Here is a 21,839-nt window from a genome sequence, read left to right on the forward strand (position 1 = left end):
AGTTATAAAGTACCTCTATGAAACTTAAATTCTTTCTCAACAAGACAAATACGCAGGTGGAAGTTTTCATACCATTGCTCACGACCTCTTTTTTTCGCTTCTTTATGTAAGGTGTTCTTCTTCCAATTTTCAATCGCATCAAGTGATTCCCAATAAGAAATTGTTATTCCGAGTCCAGAATTACCTCGTGCACTTTCTACACCTAAAAATCCAGGTTGTTGCTTTGCAAGTTTCTCCATTTCTTCGGCAACGGTATTATAGTCTGTTGTATCATTTGATAAATTAGAAGTGAATATAACTGCATAATAAGGCTTGTTTTTTTCTAAAGTAGATGCCATTATTTTTCCTCCTTAATGTATAGTACGAATAATTAATCCATAGTTTGTATTTTAGCAGGTCACAAAAAGAAAAGAAGTAGAAAATTCTTATTTTTTCAGCTCATGTAAAATAAAGGGTTGAAGAAATTTATAATAAGTAATCTGAAAGAAGAAAAATGCCACTTCAAAAGAGAAGTGGCATTTCTTATATTTCCTCTAAGCTATTAACTGGAACAGTTAATTCGCGTCCTGGGTTTTTTACTTCATATATGCGGGCGGTTTCATTGCTTTCATCGACGTGTTGAATCATAACAGGCATGCCTTGAAAATTGACATTGGCTTGTTCTGCTGACATAGAAAGCTCTATTGCACGTTGAATATTCATTTATATTCCTCCCATCATTATTATCTTTGCTAAAAAAGAGGAATAATATACCATTTAGAGACATTCTTAAAGTTTTTGTATTATTTGTAATGTTTCTTTAATAAATGAAGTGAAGATGGAATCAGGATAGCTATCTATTGCTTGAACGGCTTCTTTTGCCTCTTTTAAGGCAGATTTTTTATCTTGAAGTTCTATATAGCAAAGGGCACGATAAGACCCAGCTGTTAATACCCACGATTGATCAAGTGGATGACTCATATAATCTGGTATGGTAGCGTGTTTTAATATTGCCAAAGCTTCCTTATAACGTTTTAAGCCATACAAAGATTTTCCTTTTTCAAGATAATATAATCCATCGTCTTGAAAGATTGGTTCATCTTTTAGTTTTTCTCGAAATTGTTCTAGATGTTTTAATGCGATTGTATATTCATTAGTAATTGTGTTGTAATAGTATGCTTTTAAAATATCAATAATTGCGATGGATAGAATATCTTCTGTAAAAATGGCAAATTGCTCAGATTTTTTTATGTAATATAAATATTGTTCTTTATCAGCTGTAATGACTTTTTGGTAAGATAAAATCCGGTAAAATTCATCTGTTTTATAATACACTTGATGCTTTTTTGAAAATGCAAGTGCATCTAAAATGACTTTTTCACATTTTTCATAATTGCCGTATGCGAGTAAAATAATGGCTTCTTTTAAGTATAGTTGTATATGTGTAATCAGATCCATTTCTAAATTCTTTGCTTTATATTCATCACGAATTGTAGCAATCATCTGTAAACATTCTTTATATTTTTTACGTTTGAAGAGCATATAGTAAAACAGTAGTTTCGTTTCAGTGCTTTCTCGATATAAAGTATATTTTTCAAATATAGAAACAGCAGTTTCAACGTAATATTCAATATGATAATCGTTCATAATAACTGCTCCTGTTAGGAACTGTTTATATAAGCGAGCTGTATTTAAAGTAGAAGGTAGCTCTGTTTGAACGATAGGTAGTAAAGTTTTGTATACTTCATCGCATTTATTTGCTTTTATTAATGGCTCCATTTTTTGAATGAGTTCTACAATTTCTCCTTCATCTTCTTCTAATAAAAAGCTCATTTCACATTCAAGTTTTTCAGCAATATATTGTAATGTTTTCATAGAAGGTGTAGCTTTTCCATTTTCAATTTGACTAAGCATACTTTTTGTCAGTTCCGAACCTACCAGCTCTGTTTGTGTAAGCTTTTTTTCTTTTCTTAATGTTTTAATTTTTTCGCCGAGAGTTGCCATATTATTGCTCCTTTATATTTAAAAAGTTAAATTATATTTAACTTTATGTTGTGGAAATCGGAAAATTGATTATATAATAAGTTTAACACAATTTAACTTTTAAGGGGAGAGAGTCAAAAATGGGAGATATAAGTATAGGACAACATGATTCAAGAATGAAGATTGCAACGAGAAACATCATTTTAATGATGATTGGAAAAATGACGTCTTTATTAGGCGCAGGTATTTATACGTTCGCAATGGGGTTATACGTATTAAAGACTACTGGTTCAGGGATGGGGTTTGCAACTACGCTCGTTTGCGGATCACTTCCAAGGATGATCTGTGGTCCAATTGCTGGTGCTGTAGCAGATCGCGTCAATCGAAAATGGCTTGTCATTGGTACTGATTTATTAAGTAGTTTAACGATGCTTAGTATGTTTATTCTTGCTACTATATTTGGACCATCACTTCTTTTTATTTATATTTCAGCAGCATTATTATCAATTTGTGCAAGTTTTTATTCCGTTGCATTAACTTCGTCTATTCCGAGTTTAGTAGATGAAGGACGTATTCAAAAAGCGAGTGCTTTAAATCAAACGGCGGCTTCTTTATCAAATATTTTAGGGCCGATTATTGGCGGAGTTGTATTTGGTTTCTTTTCAATTCAGTCGTTCTTTTTGTTGAATAGCATTACATTCTTTTTAGCGGTTATTTTGCAATTATTTATTGTATTTGATTTATATAAAAAAGAAGTGGCTGAGAGTAAAGAGCATTTCTTGACGAGTATAAAAGAAGGTTTTTCATATATAAAACGAAAACATGAAATATATGGTTTAATGAAAATAGCATTGTGGGTAAACTTTTTTGCGTGTGGTCTAACCGTTGCACTTCCATACATTATCGTACATACATTACATTTATCTTCAAAGCAACTTGGTACTGTAGAGGGAATGTTAGCAGTCGGGATGTTAATTGGTGCGATTGCTTTATCGGTGCGTAAAGAAGTGAATAATCCGTTTCATTCAATTTATACTGGACTGTTTTTGTGTGCAGGTTTAAGTTTATGTACAGTCTTTCCGTTGTTAGTTACCATTCCAAAAGTAGCAAGTTTTATTTACTATATTGCTTTTATGATGTTAACTGGTATAGCAATTATGATTGTAAACATTCCAATGCAAGTACATATGCAAAAAACGACAGATCCGAGCTACCTAGGGCGTGTGTTTGGCCTACTTGAAACAATTGCGACTGCAATCGCACCACTTGGTATGATTGTATATGGACTACTATTAGATATGTTGCCAACTAGCATTGTTATGATGACAATAGGCGGAGGTTTATTGTTAGTTGTATTAGTTGGAGTAAAGCAACATATGGCGAAAAAACAACTAGATGTGTCCGCTTAAAAATAAGAAAATAATAAAAATTTGACTTATCATTATAAAAATGACTAAATTAGTATTTTAGTTTTTGAAACTCTTTTTCATGTATGTTAAAGTAAAGTGAGCTTGCAAAGAAAAGGAGACAACAGCATGAAAAAATTAAGTTTTGTTATGCTTTTTCTATTAGTCGTAATGGCTGGATGTAGCAATTATGACACATATATTGAAACAGGTATGCAATCATTGAAAGATGAAAAGTATAGTGATGCAACAATGTGGTTCGAAAAAGCAGAAAAAGAGAAATCAGGAAATGAAGCGAAATCATATAAAGAAGTTGCTGAGAAAATGGATCACGGAGCAACAGCATTAAAAGACGGTAAGTATTTAGAAGCGAAAGACATTGCAAATGAAGTGTTACAAAAGAAAAAAGATGATGAACTTGAAAAAGCTGTAATATCAAATGCAGAGAATATGCTTCAAAAAGCAAAAGATGTGGAAGAGAAAGTAAATGAAAGAGTGGCAAAGCGTAGAAAGGTAGAAGAAGAGGGAATCGATAAAATTATTAAAGCTGTCGATAGTATAGATGAAGTGAAAGAAAAAGAGAAGAAAGTATCAGAAGCATTAGATAAGGCTGAAGAGGCGCAAGCAAAAATTGAGGCAAAGAAAAATAAATAGATTTATAGTTTAAAAGGCTGTCGTGCATAACGACAGCCTTTTAATTTTTTGTTGCAAATGAAGTGATGCTCTGTAGTAAAAAAGAAATGATTTTAGAATTCCATCTGTCCTCATGATGAATCGTATAAATATTACGCTGAAATTCAAATTCAGGGATTGGTATATAGCATAGCTCATTTCGTTGTATTTCTTGTTCGATAGCAAGTTTAGAAATCAAGGCAATTCCATTACCATATTTTAAAATTTGTTTCATCGTTTCTAATGAGTCTAATTCAATTTCTGATTGGAATGTAATGTTATGCGCTAACGTCCATTGTGTAAGTAAATCTCTTGTTGTAGATGGGTTACGATGCAATAGTATGCGTTCCTTTTCTATATTTTGTAACGATACATTGTCTTTCTTTGAAAAATGATGTTCTTTGGAAAAGGCAAGAACAAGTGTATCGGGCATTATATTCGTTTGTTTTAAAAGTGGTTCATCAAATGGAGCAGCGGAAATTATCCCAAGATCGATTTCGTGATTTTGTAGCATCATTCGAATTTCAGGGGCTGTTTTCACTAGTAGCGTTATTTTTATATTGGGAAATTCACATTGAAATTGATGAACGACTGCTGGCAAAAGATAAGTCGCTGGTACATAACTAGCGCCGATTGTTATAGCACCTTTATGAAAATCTTTAAACTCTTGCGTGACACGTCTAGCTTCTTTCATAAGTGCATCTATTTTACAAGCATAATGGTGCAAAGCCTCACCAGCCTCTGTTAAGAAATACCTTCCAGAACGTAATTCGAATAAAGACACACCGAGTTCTTCTTCTAAGCTTTTTATATGAAAAGTAATAGTTGGTTGTTTAACGCCAAGTTTTTCTGCAACGATTGTAAGCTTTTTGTATTTCTTAATAAGTACTACAATTTCTAATTTTAAGAGATTCATTATGAATTGCCGCCTTTTTTATTTTAACTATAGAAAAAATCTATAGAAATAAATAGTTTATTAGAAGTTTTTTAATTTAATCTTTACAGTACATTAACATTCAGTATAAATCTTCCATATAGAATGAAAGCAGGTTAAGAATGAGGGGAGAGAGGTGAGACGATGGATATTAAAATTAATGGATTAGAAAAAACATTTGGAAAAACACAAGCGTTAAAGCCGTTGCAGATTGTAATGAAACAAGGGGAATTCACTACACTTTTAGGACCTTCGGGATGTGGGAAAACGACTTTACTTAGAATGATAGCAGGACTTGAAGAACCGGATAAGGGAGAAATATATTTTGGAGACCAGTGCATGTATTCTGCTACAAAAAAGATAAAGACATCTCCTCATGAACGGAATATCGGTATGGTATTTCAAGATTTTGCTTTATGGCCGCACATGACTGTTTTTGAAAATGTTGCATTTGGTTTAAGAGCTACAAAGCAAATGAATCATTTACGAGAAAAAGTAGAAGATGCGATAAAGCGTGTTCGCCTGCAAGGTATGGAGAAAAGGTATCCGCACGAACTTTCTGGTGGACAGCAACAACGTGTCGCATTCGCTAGAGCAATTGTAACAAAACCTCATTTTATTTTGTTTGATGAACCGCTAAGTGCACTCGATGCAATTTTGCGAGAAGAAATGAGAATAGAGCTTATGGATATCGTTCATTCCATTGGTTTAACTGCACTGTATGTTACTCACGATCAAACAGAAGCAATGTCAATGTCAGACCAAATTATTGTCATGAAACAAGGAGAAGTATTACAAAAAGGAACACCGGAAGATATTTATGTGAAACCGTCTCATGAATTTGTTGCCAAATTTGTTGGTAAGGCGAATTGGCTTGTAGAGGGTGAAAAAATGATTCGTCCAGAGCATGTGAGTTGGACAAAAAATGATGTGTGCGAAATGTATACAGGTGAAATTCAGCATGTTACATATGTAGGAGAACGTTATGAAGTGAAAGTAAATATGGGGACTTTAGGCATTTGGACAGCCTATCACAATAGTAAGCTAAGCATCGGGAAACCAGTATCGTTATATGTACCAAAAAAATGTATTCATCATATAGGGGGAGAATCGTATGAAGAAATTCAGTTCGCTTAAGTCTTTATTTGTATGTACTTTACTATTTTCTACTGTAGTAACAGGTTGTAGTTCAAAGACAGGTAATGCAGATGCAAAAAGTAAAAATATGAATGAAAAGAAAATTGTTGTATATAGTGCAGGGCCAAAAGGGTTAGCAGAAAAAATTCAAAAAGACTTTGAAAAGAAAACTGGTATAAAGGTGGAAATGTTTCAAGGGACAACTGGTAAAATTTTAGCGAGAATGGAAGCTGAAAAGAAAAATCCAGTCGTTGACGTTGTCGTACTCGCTTCCTTACCAGCGATGGAAGGATTAAAGAAAGAGGGTCAAACGTTAGCTTATAAAGAGGCGAAACAAGCTGATAAGCTGCGTTCTGAATGGTCAGATGATAAAGGCCATTATTTCGGGTATAGTGCTTCAGCATTAGGGATTGTGTACAATACAAAAAATGTGAAGACGGCGCCTGAAGATTGGAGCGATATAACGAAAGGAGAATGGAAAGGGAAAGTGAATCTTCCAGATCCAGCACTTTCAGGTTCAGCTTTAGACTTTGTAACAGGATACGTGAAAAAGAATGGACAAGATGGATGGAATTTATTTGAGCAGCTTAAGAAAAATGAAGTTACAGTAGCAGGAGCAAACCAGGAAGCGTTAGACCCAGTTGTAACAGGTGCGAAAGATATGGTCATTGCGGGTGTTGATTATATGACGTATAGCGCAAAAGCAAAGGGTGAACCTGTTGATATCGTATATCCAAAAAGCGGAACAGTTATTAGCCCACGTGCAGTGGGGATTATGAAGGATAGTAAAAATGTTGAAGGTGCAAAAGAGTTTATTGATTATTTATTATCCGATGATGTACAAAAACAAGTTTCTAAAGCGTATTTATTGCCTGGTAGAACAGATATAAAAGCTGAAAATAGACAAAATGTAGAAGAGATTCCAGTATTAAATATTGATTGGAAAACAGTTGAGAAAGAGCAAGATGAAATAGGGAAACAATTTAAGAAAGTATTTCAATAAGATGGTGATTCCATGGTAAATCGATTCGTATCAGTAAGACAAGTTGGAATGACGGTAGCGTTATTACTTGTGGCGATGTTAATCGTCATTCCACTTTTTCTTATTTTATTTTCTAGTGTATATGAAAATAGCAGTTGGAATTTTTTAAAGCCTTTTGAGGTGATGCAGAGTGGTGGATTAGCGGGGATTTTTCTAAATTCGATGCTTCTAGGTGTACTCGTTGTAATAGGTGCTACAATATTTGCATTTCCATTGGCATTTATTATGAGCAAAACAGATGTAGGAAAGTATAGTAAGTTAGATATTGTTTTTATGATTCCATTTATGACACCGCCGTATATTGGATCGATGGGCTGGATTTTGTTCATGCAACCTAACGGCTATTTTGAACAATTTTTTCCGATGCTAAAGACAGTTTCATCATCGTTTTTTAGTTTAGGAGGTATGGTCTTAATTATGAGTCTGCATTTATTCCCATTTCTTTATTTCATGCTGAAAAACACGTTACTTCAGATTGGGAGTAGTAAAGAAGAAGCTGCAGCAGTTCATGGCGGAAGTTTTTTCTATCGCTTAAGAAAAATAATATTGCCGTTATTAGTATCAAGTTATGTAATGGGTGCTTTACTCATTTTCGTAAAGACGATTGCTGAATTTGGAACACCGGCTACATTCGGACGTAGAATAGGATTCTACGTGTTAACATCAGAAATTCATAAATTTATTTCGAGTTGGCCAATTGATTTTAGTAGTGCAACAGCATTATCTTCTTTATTACTTAGTGCTTGTATGCTCATTTGGTATATGCAAAATGTATTGAATCGAAAGTATTCATATGCAATGGTTAGTGGAAAAGGTGTGAAATCTAAAAGATATACTTTGTCTATATTTACGCGCGTTGTAGCATGGATGTATGTAATTGGTTTATTAATCGTATCAATTGGAATTCCATACTTTTCTATACTTATTGCTTCTTTTTCAAAATTAAGAGGCGGCGGTTTACATGTAAATAACTTTACAACAAGTCATTATGAGGCATTGTTTACAATGGGGTCTCCGGGATTAGAGGCTTTATGGAATAGTTTTCTTTTTTCACTCGTAACAGCGATTATTGCGGTAATGATTGGAGTCTTTTTGGCACTTATGATTCGAAAGGGGAAAAAAACCTCTGAAAAATGGCTTGATATGTGCGGTATGTTACCGAATATGGTACCAGGAATCGTTATGGTTGTAGGTCTTATTCTATTTTGGAATTCACCATATATGCCTATATCAATTTATAATACACCAATCATGGTTATCGTAACGTATGTTGTTCTGTTTTTACCTTACACGGTGCAATATGTAAAATCATCACTCGGACAAATTGATGATTCTCTCGTGCAGGCAGGAAGTATTTTTTCTGGAAATTATATTTATATTTTTAGAAAAATAATATTGCCTCTTATTATCCCAGGCATTCTTGCCGGATGGGCGATGACATTTACAATTTCAATAAGAGAGTTAGTAGCATCACTTCTCGTATTACCTCCATCAGTAGAAACGTCAGCAACGTTTATTTTTGCTCAATTTGAACAGGGTGAAGTATCTATAGGAATGGCGATGGCCGTTGTTTCTGTTGGACTTACAACAATGTGCTTATTACTGCTGCAACATATGGAGCAAAAGCGAAAAGGGGTAGCATGATGAGAGTGGAAGTATGGGGAGGAGCAGGAGAATACGGTCGCTCTTGCTATTTTGTAAAAAATAAAGAGACGAAAATAGTATTTGATTGTGGTATTAATCGATCTTATGAGAATGGTTATCCAAAAATAGAGAGAGAAGCTGTTCCATTTTTAGATGCGGTATTTTTATCACATATTCATGAAGATCATACGATGGGTTTACCTTTATTAGCGAAGTATGGCTATAAGAAAAAAATTTGGACGACTCGTTATACGAAGGAGCAACTGCCGTTATATTATGAAAAATGGAGAAACTATAATGTGATGCAAGGATGGAATTTACCTTATAGCGACCAACATATAAAAGATTTAAATTATGTATGTATTGATGAGATTAGCAATCCAAATGAATGGTTACAAATTACTCCTACATTGCGGTTTCAGTGGGGGTATAGTGGGCATGTATTAGGAGCTGTTTGGTTTTTAGTTGATATGTGTAATACATACGTATTTTATTCAGGCGACTATTCAGCAGAGTCTAATATACTACGAGCTAATTTACCTGAGAAATTGGGCCACAATATAAAAGTTGCAATTGTAGATGCCGCTTATCACACAGATGATGTTTCGCAAAATGAAAGATTAGACGACCTATGTGCAGAAATTGAACGAGTTATGCAAAATGAAGGAATAGCATTATTACCGCTGCCACAACTTGGTAGGGCGCAAGATATAGTATTGTATTTATATGAACGATATAAAGAATTTCCGCTTATAGTAGATAAAGAAATTTTGGCTGGATTTGAAGAGATGTTCATATATAAAGGTTGGATAAAAAATAATGAAGAACTTAAATGGATTATGGAGAGTTTAAAAAGAAACATAATAGTTATGGATAATGACATTAGTATGCAAAATAGTTACGGAATAGTTGTAATGAGTGATGCGAATATGCAAACGAAACGAGCACAGTTATACTATGAACAACTTCGGAATGAAAAACGGAATGCCGTTATTTTTACTGGGCATATTGCGAAAGGGAGTTTTGCAGAAAAAGTTATGAAAGAACATGTAAGGAGTACATGTAGGGTGAAGAGAGTTCCGTATAAAGTTCACCAAAGTATAAGAGACGTTAAAGAGATGCTAAATACATTATTACCAGAACATACGGTGTTAGTGCACGCTTTGAAAGAGGATACGGATCGATTACAACAAAAGCTAAGTACAGCAGGGTATGAAAATGTATATTCACTTGCAATGGAACGTATAGAAGTCATTTGAAATGTAAAGGGGATAGGTATATGAAAAAAGTATTTGTATTCGTAAGCATTTTCTTTTGTTGTTTCCTTTATAACGTTAAGGAAGGGTTTGCAGCTAGTCCAATGAAACCTAGTTTTGAAGTAAAGTTATTATTGAAGCCAGAACAAGTATTAGGTGATAACAAAGAGATGAAGCAAGAGGTGCTAGAACATTTCCAGGCTGGTACAAAATATGAAAGAATACAAGTGCAATTTTTAGATACTGCGAATAAAAGTTTAAGTGAGGAAGGTTGGTTTGCTAGAATTCGAAAGAAAGAATTTAGTAAAGATTTTGAACTAACATATAAAAAAAGATATCCTATTCCAAATGGTGTAATTCAAGATGCACTAGAAGTAGCTAAAAAAGAAGGATTCGATAGTAATACGGATAGTTATGAGGCGGAAATAGATTGGGGATTTGAGAAGAAAACATTAAGCATTTCAAATAAGAAAAGTTACAGCGCTAAAGGATATGGGATACTTGATTTACCAAATGAACAAGCTGCTCAAAACATGTTAATAGAAAAATTACCAGGGAAAATGAACAAATGGTTGTATACAAATTGGGGAGAAGAAATGTTAAAGAATTCCCGTATTTACGGTCCTGTATTAATGAAACGATATACAGGAGAGTTTGAAAACATAAAAGCAAATATTGAAATTTGGCCATTAAGTAATACCGGAAAATTAGAAGATGACTTCGTAATAGAAGTGTCATTTAAAACAAATGAAGAAAGTATTGCGACAAAGCAAAGGGAATTATTAATGGCGAGTTTAGAGAAAAAAGGCTGGTTGTTACCGAAAGATAGTTTGAAGACAGAGCTTATTTTTCAGTAAATGAGAAAAAAAGGAATCCATATTTCTTGGATTCCTTTTTCCAATATATGAGTATTAAGCTAAGTCAGCTGACACGAACATATCACTATTTTGAAGGTTTTTAGAGCGTAAACTATAAGCAACTACCTTCTTTTTATATTGTTTTACAACATCAACATGCTCTTCATGACTGTAAATATAAAATGTGAAATCTTTTTTACCCCGTTTTGCATTGATAATTAAGGGAGTGCCTTCATTATGGGGTGGTGCATAATAGCGATCTAAAAATAAACCTTCGTTAAAATCATGAATAATTTTTGATTTCTGTTCGCCTTCTACGTTATTTCCGTGAATTGTAATAGTCACATTCTCTTCTTCAAGTTTTGGATGTGTTTCGTACTTGCTAATAATGGATTCAATAACAGTGTTAGGAAGGCTAGAAACGATAATTTTAAATGCTCCAAATACAACTAACATTACAATAAACCAAGTCGTCATAGTATATCATCCCCTTTATTCTATTTAATAATATAACTCATATGGTAATAGTACATATGGTGAAGTTTTGTATAATTTGTGAAAAATATGCCATTTTCACGAACGAAATGTTAGAAAAATCAATTTTGTTACAAAAAGTTGAAATCGAAGTATTTTAAAAGAAAAAGGTTTATAATAAAAATATAACTAATAACCACATTACTAATTATAAGGAAGTGTAACTATGAGTACTGTAGCAATCGTATATGGTATTATTCTTTCCACAATTATTGTTTTGTTTTTCGTTGGGGTTTCACGTTATATTCATAAATGGAAAGAAGGCGTTGCGAAATTAAATCACATTGAAGAAGAACTTAGTGATTTAATGTTACATCATGGTAAGTAAACATTTATTTTTTAACTAAACAATGTGAAGAATATCACAAAACGTGCTTTCCTAATGAAGGCATGTTTTTTTGTTGTTTAAGAAAAGAAGTATTTTTGTATAAATAATCTAATTATTACTTAAAAAGGGAAATTTATTTAGTATAATATATAATATGTTTATTTTAGGGGGAGTATCATGAGGGGATTAAAAGTTGTTGGAATTATAGCTGGAATTACTATAGTAGGCTGTATAGCTTTCTTTTCAGTGAAGGAATATGTCAATTCCAAAGAAGACTCTAATTATGTGCTAAATTACATAAAAGAACATAAGGATGATAAAACAACTTCTTTAATTGTTAAAAGAAATGGTGAAACATTGACATCAATAAATGAAAAAGAAAAATTACCGCTAGCAAGTATGTCGAAAATCGTTATAGCAATTGAATATGCTAAGCAAGTAGCTGAAGGGAAAATAAGAAAAGACGAGAAAATTTCATTGAAAGAATTAGAAAAATACTATGTGAAAAATACTGATGGTGGTGCACACCCTGCATGGCTAGATGATGTAAAAGGTAAAGAGTTAGTGAAGGGTGGTCAAACTTCTTTAGAAGAAGTAGTGAAAGGAATGATCCATTATAGTTCGAATGCGAATGCATCATATTTATTGGACAAGCTTGGAGCAGCGCGGATAAATGAAAGTTTGAAAGAGTTAGGCTTAAATAGTCACGATGAATTTTATCCAACGTATACAGGGGCATTATATATGAGGGGCTATGTTGAAAAAGAACTGCATATTCCTCAAAATAAAGCATTGGACAAGCTACGTAATATGTCTAATGATGAATATGTTAAGCATGTATGGCAAATACATGAATGGATGAAAGACGAGAAAGAATGGACAAAACGCGAGATATCGTTAAAAGCCGATATGGATTTTCAGCGTATTTGGTCAGATCGGTTTATAGGTGCAAATGCGAAGGATTACATGAGTTTATTGGAAAAGATAAATAGCAGAAATTATTTTACACCACAAATGCAAGGTGAGGTTGAGAATATATTTAAAGGAACCGTAGGAGAGGGTATATTCGAATTTGCTGGACAGAAAGGTGGTTCTACGGCATTTGTATTAACAAATAGTTTCTATGGTACTGATAAAAAAGGGAATAAGATTGAGATTGTCTTTATGATGAACAATTTGAGTGAAAAAGCATTTGAAAAACTTCTAAGTAATATGGATTACTTTATTCGAGATATTGTCATAAGTGAGGAATTCAGAAATAAATTATAATGAAATAATTTTATTATGTAAACAAAGGGGCACTTATGAAAAGTGCTCTTTTTTAATACAGGATTTTCCAATCTTATTATTGAATATAGATGGAAAATAAGATTGGAGGTTAAAAAATGACAACAATATATTTCGTTCGCCATGCCCATTCTACATATACAAAAGAAGAACGGGAACGACCTTTATCTGAAAAAGGGCACTGTGATGCAGAAAATGTAACGCATTTATTAAAAGATAAACATATTGATGTTGTTATTTCTAGTCCTTACAAAAGAGCAATCCAAACTGTACAAGGAATTGCGAATACATATAAATTATCAATACAAACTGAAGAAGATTTGCGTGAAAGATTATTGAGCACAGAGCCAGTATCAAATTTTAATGATGCTATGCAGAATGTGTGGAAAGATTGGAGTTTTGCATACGAAGGCGGAGAATCGAATACTGTAGCACAAAAGCGCGCTGTAATATGTATACAAAATATATTAAAAAAATATGAAGGTAAGAATATTGTAATAGGTACGCATGGAAATATTATGGTATTACTAATGAATTATTTTAATTGGAAATATGATTTGGAGTTTTGGAAAACACTTCATATGCCTGATGTGTATAAATTAAATTTTGATAAAAATCGTTTCATTTCTGCTGAAAGAATAGAGAAAACAGGTCATCGGTTAAATATTTTGTAAAAGTTTATCAAAAAAAGAGGAAAGAGAGAAGTTATTGTAGAAGTATGACTTTGTAACATAAAAATTATATGTTAAAGGAGGCTGTTTACATGTTTGAGAAAGAGAAAGAAGGGCTTATTGAAGTTCACAACGTATATGAAATTGCACCAGCAGATGGAACAATTATTGGTATGGCAACAGAAGAAGAAATGGAAATTGCTGCTGAACTAGAGCTGCAGTACTATGCCCATTCTCGTTTGCTAGAAGCAAATATTCAGTTAGACGGTTCCTCCTATAAAGAGTTACTTCAGGAGTTCCAGGAGTACGAAAGAAAATCAATGAGCTTTTGGCGAGCAATACATAAGCGTTTAGCTGTGCCATGGGCATGGGTATTACGTATTGATGTTGCGAATGGCCCTATTTATGTAAGTAATGGGAATGCTTATTACGAAGAAATCGATGATGAAGAAGATTATGAATAGATAAGTAAGGAAGCAACTTTAGTTGCTTCCTTTTTTTATTTATAGAGATTGAACAGCCCCAATAATAATATCAGGCCGATCAATTTCGATTCCGTGACCAGCATGTTCGGCAAGTATATATTGGCTATGTATTGAGAGTTGTAATTGTTCATGGATTAGTTCTTGCCACATTGCTTCAAGTTGTGTTGCTTCCTCTTTTGGCATGCCACCATTAGTCAATTGAGTAATAGAATATTGAGGATCTCTACCGATAACGATTAATGGTATTTCTAATGTTTTACATAGCTCTTTTAGTGAGAGAGCACAGTTTTTCCACTCCGATAGTTCAGAAGCTGTCGCTTTATATAATGAAGGCGAGGTAGAGAATCCAATTTGCTGTTTTGATTGATCGGTGAGAATAGGTTTTAGTTCATTATAAAGTGTGTCTACATCCATTTTGGAGTATGTATTATATTTTTCAAGCCACATATCATCCGAGTCAGTTTGATCAGAAATTGGTAAATGAAGTTCATCTAAACGGTGTAAGTTCATCGAAGTAGAATCAACTAAAATAAGTGCTTGCAGCTTATCTTCATGTAACATCGCAAAATGTTGTGCACATAATCCTCCATAGGAATGACCGATTAGAATAAATGGTTCTTGAATAGCTAGTTTGTTTAGTAACATATGTAGCTCTTGTGTAACTTGCCTTATTGTACGTGGCTGATTTCCTAGCTCACTTTTCCCGTAACCTGGGCGATGGTATGAAACGACTGTAAAGTGCTGTGAAAGCTTTTTTATAATAGGAAGCCAATCATAAAATGAGCAAGTCATTCCGGTTTGAATGACTACAGTTTGTTTACCACCTCCTTTTATATGTACTTCTATATTTTGCCCCATTATTTCTACAAATTTATGAATGTTAATTCCCCCTAAGCTTGAAATAATTTTTGAAAAGCAAAAACGATACACCAAACACCTATACCGAGTAGGACAGATGTACTAAGTGTAAATGAATTTTTTAAACCAATATAGACAATAAATAATAGTAGTGCTGATGCGGGGAATCCATATAATACCCCTAAAGCAAATTGACTCAATTCTTGTTTATTCCCGCCTTCAAATGAAATCCAAAATAGACTAAGTAAACTTACGAGAGGAAGAGCAGCAATAAAGCCACCTATCGTACTATAATGTTTGGCGACTTCAGTGATAACGCCGATAATAAGTGCCGAAACGATTACTTTAACGAGGAAATGCATATTTTGCCTCCTTCGCTAATAACGAAAATGCTTTTTCAATTAATTGTAGTTCTTCTTTTGATAACTGTGATTCTAATATTTTTATCTTTTCTTTATCTAGTAAAGTATGTTTTTCTAATACTTCAATTCCTTCAATTGTTAATGTAAGGTTTACCACTCTTTCATCTTTTTTATTTCTCTCTTTAACGATGAAACCCTTTTGAATAAGGCGCTTTATATGTTCAGATGCTGTGTTATGAGAAAGGCTAAGCTCAGTAGCGACTTTTCCAATTGTTATATCTTTCTCACGAGAAACGATTTGTAAAATACGAATTGCTTGGTGGGAAAGATTGTCCTCGTATTCGTATCGTAAGTGATAATAAATGCTCTCCCAATGTTGATTAATGTTGTTCATAATAATAAATCCCCTTTTTTATATCGTATAGTAAGATATATTCGTTGTTTTAGAAATAAAATCCTTTTATTTGGATAAAAAATGTTGAAAAAGTTTATTTTTATTGAAATATAAGGTAATCTATGTGTAAAGGTATACATTTAGCAAGAGAGAGGATGATAGCTGTGAATACATTCAAATGGATGAGTCATGAACAGATGTATGTAGATGAAATACATGTTGAAAAATGTGGTCCTCTTTCAGTCGGCGTATATGGGGGAAATCAAGAAAGTGATGCATATGAACGAGGAGATGCGGTACTTGCTTGGTGGGACCCTGAATTACAATTTGAATTTGTTATGATTTTTGATACACACCACAAAACAAAAAATATTGATTATATAATAGAAGCAATTTCAGAAAGAAAAGAGAAATTAAAAGAGTTATTTTCCTATCCAATACATTTAGCTTTTCATCATACACATATGTACTTATTAGCGTTATTTACAGATGAGTTATTTATTAAAAAGTGTGATCAAGATGATGAGGAACTCGCTTGCTTAATTTGTTTACGAAAAGGCGAATTTTTATATTGGTTATCAGTTGGTGATTGTTTCGCGTATTTATTCCATTCTGAGAAAACGAAAAATGGAAAAGGACGATTAAATAAACGGAAAAATTACGAATATATTGGCAGGAAAAATATTTTTGCAGCAAATACACCTTGCTTTACGTCAGGTGTAAGAGGATTAGAAAAAGGAATGAATCACATTGTAATGGCAACGGACGGTATTTTAGAGTGTGACAAACGAAGGTTTGATGATGATCAATCTTTAGTAGAAATATTACACGACGGAAATAGCTTGCAGATTGAGCCCGTATTAACAAATGTACTGCAGTGGAAAGGTAGAGACTGTGCCACGATTATTGGATGGTCTATTGATACTGATAATAAACAATGTGCTAATTAATATAAAAGGAGTTCAAGGTTTTTATCCTTGAACTCCTTTTTGTTAAGCAATATGGATGTGATATGTTTTCAACCATTCATTTACTTGTAGCATATACTCCATGGCACTTCTTGCTTCAAAATTGTTAATCACTTTATTACTTTGATCAGCAATTGAAAGTAAGATGGAATGGTTAATAAGTGAGAAAATAGGATTGTTTTTATTGTTACACATATCAAGTGTTAAATTACGGATTGTTTGTAAGTAGTGTGGATCTTGTGAAGTTGGATAAGCGCTTTTTCTTCTATTGCGTACATCGTCAGGTAAAGCTGGTTGTAGTGCTCTACGTAAAATGCCTTTTTCAATATTATCAATACTTTTTATGTTGAAAGGAACATTCCATAAATATTCAACTAATCTATAATCGCAAAACGGTACACGAACTTCAAATCCAACAGCCATACTCATACGATCTTTACGGTCAAGTAAGAAAGGAAGGAATCTTGTTAAAAATAAATAAAACATTTGACGTTGTTTCGCGGATTTTTTACTTTCGCCTTCAAGAGTAGGTACTTCAAGTATCGCTTCTTGGAATCGTGTATCAATATAGTCTTCTAGATTACATTGGTTACTTACTTCATTTAGTAGAAGAGGAGATGTATTTTTCCAATTTGTTAGCCAAGGAAACTTATCTACATATAGTAGTTCTTCTTGATGAAACCAAGGATATCCACCGAATACTTCATCAGCCGATTCGCCGGATAAAGCTACGGTCGCATCTTTTTTCATTTCGCAAAATAGTAAATATAGTGAAGTTTCCATTTCACCAGCACTCGGTAAATCTTTTGCATGAAGGGGAACGAATAAGTGATTTGCTAATTCTTCAGCATTCACAATAATATCATGATGCGCTGTCCCGACATGTTCAGAAACGCGTTTTACCCAAGGAGCGTCTAAACCAGTGCGAGCAAATGTCAGTTCGAAATCTTTTGCGCTATTTACAAAGTCAACAGAATACGTATGAAGTGTTTTATTTTCAGCAACAAATTCTTTACCCGCAAGTGCAGTAATACCGCTAGAGTCTAATCCGCCTGATAACATACAAACGAGAGGAACATCGGCAATTAATTGTCTTTTTACTGTATCTTGTAAAATAGATAAAATATGCGAAGATGTATCTTCTATAGAGTCTGTATGGAACTTACTTTCTAAATTCCAATACTTAGTAACTACTTTTTTATGACGTGTAAATGTTATAGAATGTCCAGCACGTACTTCTTGAATATGTTTAAAGACGCCACATCCTGGAGTGCGAAATAAGCCTAATCCAAATATTTCATTTATTCCATTCGCATCAATTTCAGCAGGGACAGATGGATGCGCTAATAATGCTTTAATTTCAGAGCCGAAAATAATACTGCCATTTCTTTCTGTAAAAAAGAGTGGTTTTACACCTAAATGATCTCGTGCTAAAAACAATTGTTGCTTCTGATCATCCCATAAGGCAAAAGCGAAAATTCCGTTTAAATGTCGTACGCAGTCTTCTTTCCATTCTAAATAAGCATGTAGTAATACTTCTGTATCTGAATGGGTTTCAAATGCATGCCCACATTTTTGAAGCTGCTCTCTCAGTTCACGGAAATTATAAATTTCTCCATTATAAGTAAGAGCATACGTATAATCACCAGCACGAAATGTCTTAGGCTGTGTCCCGCCTTCTGGATCAATTACAATTAAACGCCGGTGTGCAAAGGCCGCATGAGGTGAAAACCAAAATCCTTCAGCATCCGGACCACGATGCTCAATACTATTTGCCATCTTTTTTAAAATAACATGTTGATTTGAAAGGTCTTCCTTCCAATCTACCCAACCTGTAATTCCACACATACACATCTCATCTCCTAATTTTAAAAATAGATTAATGAAATAAAATGTACACTAAATTAAATAGTGACTATATAAATAGTGTACTACATGAATTAAATTGCAGACTTGAGAAAGTTTTCTTTGAATGCATAGTTATGTGAGAAAATGGCTAAGGGAAAGTATTCCATTACATACAAAAAATAAAAAAGATGAGAGAAAAAATTTTCTCAGACGTTATATAGGGTGTAAAAGCTTTTACAAAACAATAAGGGGAATCGCTACATGAAATCAAATGAGAAAAATTTTATAAAAAGATTACAGCGGCAAAAAGAAGACGCGTTAGAATTCGTTGTCGATACATACTTACCACTCATAAAGGGGATCACGCATAAAGTTCTATTTCCCATTCAAAATGATGGACTCATAGAGGAATGTATAAACGATATATTTCTTTCCATTTGGAATAACGCAAATAAATTCCATGGAGAGCCGAGTGATTTTAAAAAGTGGATTGCAGCGATTGCGAAGTTTAAAGCAATTGATTATTACCGGAAATCGACTAAAACAGTAGAAATCATTTCAGATGAGTTTCATATCAGTACAGAAAAATCAGCAGAAGACGAATTAATCGTTATGGAAGATAGGGAAGAATTATTGAAGCTCATTAATCAATTAGAACCGCTAGATCAAAAGGTGTTCATTATGAAATATTTACTTGGTATGAAGACAGAGGAAATAGGTGACAAGTTAGGATTAACTCGGGCAGCAATTGATAATCGAGTGTACCGGGGGAAAAAGAAACTACAACAAAATGCTACGAATATTAGTTTTGGAGGTAGTGCAATATGAAAGACATTTATGAACTATTAAATGATATTGATATAGATGAAAAAGAACTAGAAGAAATTGAGGCTTCTGAAATTGAAAAGGAAAAAGTAAAACGAAATGTAAAACAATCGATACGTACGAAGAAAAAGATGAAAAGTTGGAAAAAAGGTGTCGCTGCTGCATCTGTTTTAGTAGGGTTATCAGTTGCAACACTCGGTATTGGATTTCCTACATACGCTGGAGGACTACCAATAGTAGGGGACATATTCCGATTTTTAGATAATGGTAGAACGGGGTTATATGAAAATTATAAAGAGTTTTCGACTGAATTGAATATGACGAGAGAGAGTAATGGGGTTAAGGTTACCATTAATGATGCGGTGTTCGATGGTAGAACAATTACAATCACATATTCTATTGAGAGTGATAAAGATTTAGGGGAGAAGCCAAATATATTTGGATATCCGCAGGTGATGGGGTTTAATGGCGGGGGAGGAAGCTCTCAAGTAACAAAAGTTGGAGAGAAAAAGTACGTAGGTATGACTACGATGAGTGGGAATAGTAGTAAAAGGTTAGATGTTGCAAATGTTTGGTGGGATATGGAAGAAATTGAGATGGATTATAAAGGTAATTCAATTAAGGGGAATTGGAATTTCGCACTTAGTTTAAAGGCAATGAATAGTAAGGAAATAAAGGTTAATGGGGTTTCTGAAAATGAATTAATAAAAGTAAATATAGACAAAATGGAAGTAACCCCGATGTCATTTATCGTTTTTTTCAATCAGGAAGAATCTAAGGTATTAAGAAGTATATGGGATAGTGCGGATGTTGAGTTAGAAATAAAAGATGATTTAGGAAATCATTATGCTGGTGAAGGAAATGGCGGAAGTAGTACAGTAGCAGAGCCACATAAAAGTAGTTGGAGTGCCACCTTCCAAAAACTAAACGAAAATGCAACAAAGCTTATCGTTACACCTCGCGTGCACTTGCGAGTACATACACCTGAAAATCATGGTGGAGTAGAGTATGTGAATGGGAAAGAGAAGAAAATAGAAGTGCCGAAAAAAGAAGCGAAGAGTAAAGATATTGTATTAGATGATATTGTCATTGATTTAAAGAAATAAAAGAGAGACTGCCTAAAATCATTTAGGCAGTCTTTTTTCGTTAAGAACTAGTGACGAATAGTGCATGCGGATGCTGCGTTTTATACTCATCTTTCCACGGAATGTTTAGTTGTTCCCACGATTCGCCGCTATCATTGGATTGAAAGACGCCATTGTTATTTAACGTGTAAAACGTATGTGGTTCGGCTTCGTTTGTAGCAAACATCGAAATGACTGTACCGATTGCAGATGGTAGTCCTTGTTGTACTTGCTGGAAAGGAGTATCTTTCGTTTTTCGATAAATATAAGACTCATAAGGGATACGATGATGAGCGAGATCAGCACTTGGCGCGGCAGAAACGAGAATCGTATCACAATCAGCTGGATCAATTGCCATGCTGTATAAATAATGATGTTCAAGTCCTGCACTACATGAGATCCAACTGTTTCCATTGTTATAACTCTCAAGATAAGCACGATCAGGTCCGCCCATAAATCCGTCACCACATGATGCATAAAGGCGATTTGGTGCTTCAGGGTGCATAAGTAATTGATGAGCATCGATAGGAGCACCGAATTTTTTATCAATCCATGTATGCCCTTTATCGTTACTTTGAATAACAGCACCAGCTTCGATTGAAACGTGTATTGTATTAGGGTTGTTTGGATCAACTGTAATCCAGCGTACGTGATGGGTAAAAGGTCTAGGCGGGAAAGCCCATGTATAAGAAGATAATAATGATTTCATATTTTTAAGTTCAGTCCACGTTTCACCACCATTTTCAGAGCGAAATAAAGCGCTCGGTTCTGTGCCGACATAAACGACCCCATATCCGTTAACTTGTTCATTTGAGCTTATTGTTATGGAAGTGATAGAGGAGTGCAAAATACCATCTTCTTTAGGGAAATCAAAGTAACGATAGGAATCCCCAATTGGTCGCCAAGAATCCCCACTATCGTCACTTAACCATAGACCTCGTCCAAATGTTCCGCAATATACACGGTTTGGGTGGAACGGATCAACAGCGATACAGGTAGGTTGCATATTTTGTAAGTGATAAGTCGTTTCATAGTTATCATTGTGTTCTTTCACTACAACAAGTTCACGTTCCATACAGAGAAATAAACGTTTCATTTAAGTAACCTCCTTCAAAATTCTTTCATTAGTAAACAATATGAAAATAAAAAAGAAGTAGTCTTGTTTTATTTGAGAAAAAGGGATTGTTTAAAAAATAGCGAAGTGTGTATACAGAGGAAGCGGGCGTTTACAATCAGTCAATTCGG

25 protein-coding genes are annotated in these 21,839 nt (G+C 33.9%); 15 read left to right on the plus strand and 10 right to left on the minus strand.

Going from position 1 to position 21,839, the window contains the following annotated elements:
• Nucleotides 1-2 precede the first annotated feature (2 nt).
• The 3 genes from HMPREF2590_RS17815 to HMPREF2590_RS17825 all read right to left on the minus strand — a co-directional run bounded on the left by HMPREF2590_RS17815 (nt 3) and on the right by HMPREF2590_RS17825 (nt 1,983).
• Entirely contained in the window at nt 3-338 is a 336-nt protein-coding gene (locus HMPREF2590_RS17815; protein WP_000168851.1) for an antibiotic biosynthesis monooxygenase family protein, read from the minus strand.
• A 184-nt stretch (nt 339-522) separates the two neighbouring features.
• Nucleotides 523-702 (minus strand): H-type small acid-soluble spore protein, encoded by a 180-nt coding sequence (locus tag HMPREF2590_RS17820; protein ID WP_001025731.1) that lies wholly within the window; start codon nt 700-702, stop codon nt 523-525.
• A gap of 66 nt (nt 703-768) precedes the next feature.
• A complete protein-coding gene (locus tag HMPREF2590_RS17825) occupies nt 769-1,983 on the minus strand; it encodes a helix-turn-helix domain-containing protein (protein WP_000212388.1) in 1,215 nt (404 codons plus the stop codon).
• 119 nt (nt 1,984-2,102) lie between these two features.
• Between HMPREF2590_RS17825 and HMPREF2590_RS17830 the strand changes: the two genes are divergently transcribed.
• Entirely contained in the window at nt 2,103-3,371 is a 1,269-nt protein-coding gene (locus HMPREF2590_RS17830; RefSeq protein ID WP_070861484.1) for an MFS transporter, read from the plus strand.
• Nucleotides 3,372-3,497: 126 nt separating this feature from the next.
• Nucleotides 3,498-4,022: a COG3014 family protein gene (locus HMPREF2590_RS17835; protein WP_050821751.1), complete on the plus strand. Its 525-nt coding sequence runs from the start codon at nt 3,498-3,500 to the stop codon at nt 4,020-4,022.
• 40 nt (nt 4,023-4,062) lie between these two features.
• On the opposite strand, the gene HMPREF2590_RS17840 is transcribed toward HMPREF2590_RS17835, so the two are convergent.
• Complete coding sequence (locus tag HMPREF2590_RS17840; protein ID WP_001050594.1) at nt 4,063-4,956, minus strand: LysR family transcriptional regulator; 894 nt, start codon at nt 4,954-4,956, stop codon at nt 4,063-4,065.
• Between the two features lie 162 nt (nt 4,957-5,118).
• Here HMPREF2590_RS17840 and HMPREF2590_RS17845 point away from each other — a divergent pair, with 162 nt between their 5' ends.
• From HMPREF2590_RS17845 to HMPREF2590_RS17865, 5 genes are read left to right on the plus strand one after another with little or no spacing between them, the layout of a single operon-like run.
• On the plus strand, nt 5,119-6,111 hold the full coding sequence (locus HMPREF2590_RS17845) for an ABC transporter ATP-binding protein (RefSeq protein ID WP_000351799.1): 993 nt from the start codon (nt 5,119-5,121) through the stop codon (nt 6,109-6,111).
• Entirely contained in the window at nt 6,089-7,114 is a 1,026-nt protein-coding gene (locus HMPREF2590_RS17850) for an ABC transporter substrate-binding protein (RefSeq protein ID WP_000714718.1), read from the plus strand. Before HMPREF2590_RS17845 ends, HMPREF2590_RS17850 begins: the two co-directional genes overlap by 23 nt.
• 12 nt (nt 7,115-7,126) lie before the next feature.
• Nucleotides 7,127-8,797 carry an ABC transporter permease gene (locus HMPREF2590_RS17855; RefSeq protein ID WP_050821752.1) on the plus strand — a complete coding sequence of 557 codons (1,671 nt, stop codon included), beginning with the start codon at nt 7,127-7,129 and terminating at the stop codon, nt 8,795-8,797.
• Complete coding sequence (locus tag HMPREF2590_RS17860) at nt 8,794-10,056, plus strand: MBL fold metallo-hydrolase (protein WP_033667064.1); 1,263 nt, start codon at nt 8,794-8,796, stop codon at nt 10,054-10,056. Before HMPREF2590_RS17855 ends, HMPREF2590_RS17860 begins: the two co-directional genes overlap by 4 nt.
• Before the next feature lie 20 nt (nt 10,057-10,076).
• Nucleotides 10,077-10,910, plus strand: coding sequence for a hypothetical protein (locus HMPREF2590_RS17865; RefSeq protein ID WP_000755309.1), 834 nt, complete (start codon nt 10,077-10,079; stop codon nt 10,908-10,910).
• 54 nt (nt 10,911-10,964) lie between these two features.
• Here the strand turns inward: HMPREF2590_RS17865 and HMPREF2590_RS17870 are convergent, their stop codons facing one another.
• Nucleotides 10,965-11,387 carry a YfmQ family protein gene (locus tag HMPREF2590_RS17870; protein WP_000214589.1) on the minus strand — a complete coding sequence of 141 codons (423 nt, stop codon included), beginning with the start codon at nt 11,385-11,387 and terminating at the stop codon, nt 10,965-10,967.
• A gap of 41 nt (nt 11,388-11,428) precedes the next feature.
• Here HMPREF2590_RS17870 and HMPREF2590_RS29145 point away from each other — a divergent pair, with 41 nt between their 5' ends.
• The 5 genes from HMPREF2590_RS29145 to HMPREF2590_RS17890 all read left to right on the plus strand — a co-directional run bounded on the left by HMPREF2590_RS29145 (nt 11,429) and on the right by HMPREF2590_RS17890 (nt 14,194).
• Entirely contained in the window at nt 11,429-11,545 is a 117-nt protein-coding gene (locus HMPREF2590_RS29145; protein ID WP_001987133.1) for a hypothetical protein, read from the plus strand.
• Between the two features lie 65 nt (nt 11,546-11,610).
• Nucleotides 11,611-11,772 carry a hypothetical protein gene (locus tag HMPREF2590_RS17875; protein ID WP_000108701.1) on the plus strand — a complete coding sequence of 54 codons (162 nt, stop codon included), beginning with the start codon at nt 11,611-11,613 and terminating at the stop codon, nt 11,770-11,772.
• 177 nt (nt 11,773-11,949) lie between these two features.
• Nucleotides 11,950-13,041, plus strand: a complete 1,092-nt coding sequence (locus HMPREF2590_RS17880) for a serine hydrolase (RefSeq protein WP_001214673.1) — start codon at nt 11,950-11,952, stop codon at nt 13,039-13,041.
• A gap of 116 nt (nt 13,042-13,157) precedes the next feature.
• Complete coding sequence (locus tag HMPREF2590_RS17885) at nt 13,158-13,733, plus strand: histidine phosphatase family protein (protein ID WP_000208268.1); 576 nt, start codon at nt 13,158-13,160, stop codon at nt 13,731-13,733.
• Between the two features lie 89 nt (nt 13,734-13,822).
• Nucleotides 13,823-14,194 (plus strand): hypothetical protein, encoded by a 372-nt coding sequence (locus HMPREF2590_RS17890; protein WP_000461766.1) that lies wholly within the window; start codon nt 13,823-13,825, stop codon nt 14,192-14,194.
• Nucleotides 14,195-14,233: 39 nt separating this feature from the next.
• Here HMPREF2590_RS17890 and HMPREF2590_RS17895 read toward each other — a convergent pair whose 3' ends face one another.
• From HMPREF2590_RS17895 to HMPREF2590_RS17905, 3 genes are read right to left on the minus strand one after another with little or no spacing between them, the layout of a single operon-like run.
• Nucleotides 14,234-15,145 carry an alpha/beta fold hydrolase gene (locus tag HMPREF2590_RS17895; RefSeq protein ID WP_002102939.1) on the minus strand — a complete coding sequence of 304 codons (912 nt, stop codon included), beginning with the start codon at nt 15,143-15,145 and terminating at the stop codon, nt 14,234-14,236.
• Nucleotides 15,106-15,435 (minus strand): DUF3147 family protein, encoded by a 330-nt coding sequence (locus tag HMPREF2590_RS17900; protein WP_000545641.1) that lies wholly within the window; start codon nt 15,433-15,435, stop codon nt 15,106-15,108. Before HMPREF2590_RS17900 ends, HMPREF2590_RS17895 begins: the two co-directional genes overlap by 40 nt.
• On the minus strand, nt 15,419-15,829 hold the full coding sequence (locus HMPREF2590_RS17905; protein WP_001059784.1) for a MarR family winged helix-turn-helix transcriptional regulator: 411 nt from the start codon (nt 15,827-15,829) through the stop codon (nt 15,419-15,421). The genes HMPREF2590_RS17900 and HMPREF2590_RS17905 overlap by 17 nt, the downstream gene beginning before the upstream one ends.
• Nucleotides 15,830-15,951: 122 nt before the next feature.
• Here HMPREF2590_RS17905 and HMPREF2590_RS17910 point away from each other — a divergent pair, with 122 nt between their 5' ends.
• A complete protein-coding gene (locus HMPREF2590_RS17910) occupies nt 15,952-16,779 on the plus strand; it encodes a PP2C family serine/threonine-protein phosphatase (RefSeq protein ID WP_002004821.1) in 828 nt (275 codons plus the stop codon).
• A gap of 42 nt (nt 16,780-16,821) precedes the next feature.
• Here HMPREF2590_RS17910 and asnB read toward each other — a convergent pair whose 3' ends face one another.
• Nucleotides 16,822-18,645, minus strand: coding sequence for an asparagine synthase (glutamine-hydrolyzing) (gene asnB / locus HMPREF2590_RS17915; protein WP_050821753.1), 1,824 nt, complete (start codon nt 18,643-18,645; stop codon nt 16,822-16,824).
• Between the two features lie 261 nt (nt 18,646-18,906).
• On the opposite strand from asnB, the gene HMPREF2590_RS17920 reads away from it, so the two are divergent.
• The gene (locus HMPREF2590_RS17920; RefSeq protein WP_000839999.1) at nt 18,907-19,473 is read left to right on the plus strand and encodes a sigma-70 family RNA polymerase sigma factor; all 567 of its coding nucleotides are present in this window, start codon (nt 18,907-18,909) and stop codon (nt 19,471-19,473) included.
• On the plus strand, nt 19,470-20,576 hold the full coding sequence (locus HMPREF2590_RS17925) for a DUF4179 domain-containing protein (RefSeq protein ID WP_050821754.1): 1,107 nt from the start codon (nt 19,470-19,472) through the stop codon (nt 20,574-20,576). Before HMPREF2590_RS17920 ends, HMPREF2590_RS17925 begins: the two co-directional genes overlap by 4 nt.
• A 40-nt stretch (nt 20,577-20,616) precedes the next feature.
• Here HMPREF2590_RS17925 and HMPREF2590_RS17930 read toward each other — a convergent pair whose 3' ends face one another.
• Nucleotides 20,617-21,690: a WD40/YVTN/BNR-like repeat-containing protein gene (locus tag HMPREF2590_RS17930; RefSeq protein ID WP_000825296.1), complete on the minus strand. Its 1,074-nt coding sequence runs from the start codon at nt 21,688-21,690 to the stop codon at nt 20,617-20,619.
• Nucleotides 21,691-21,839 lie beyond the last annotated feature (149 nt).

The sequence above is a fragment of the Bacillus sp. HMSC036E02 genome (genome assembly GCF_001836235.1).
GTDB lineage: Bacteria > Bacillota > Bacilli > Bacillales > Bacillaceae_G > Bacillus_A > Bacillus_A cereus.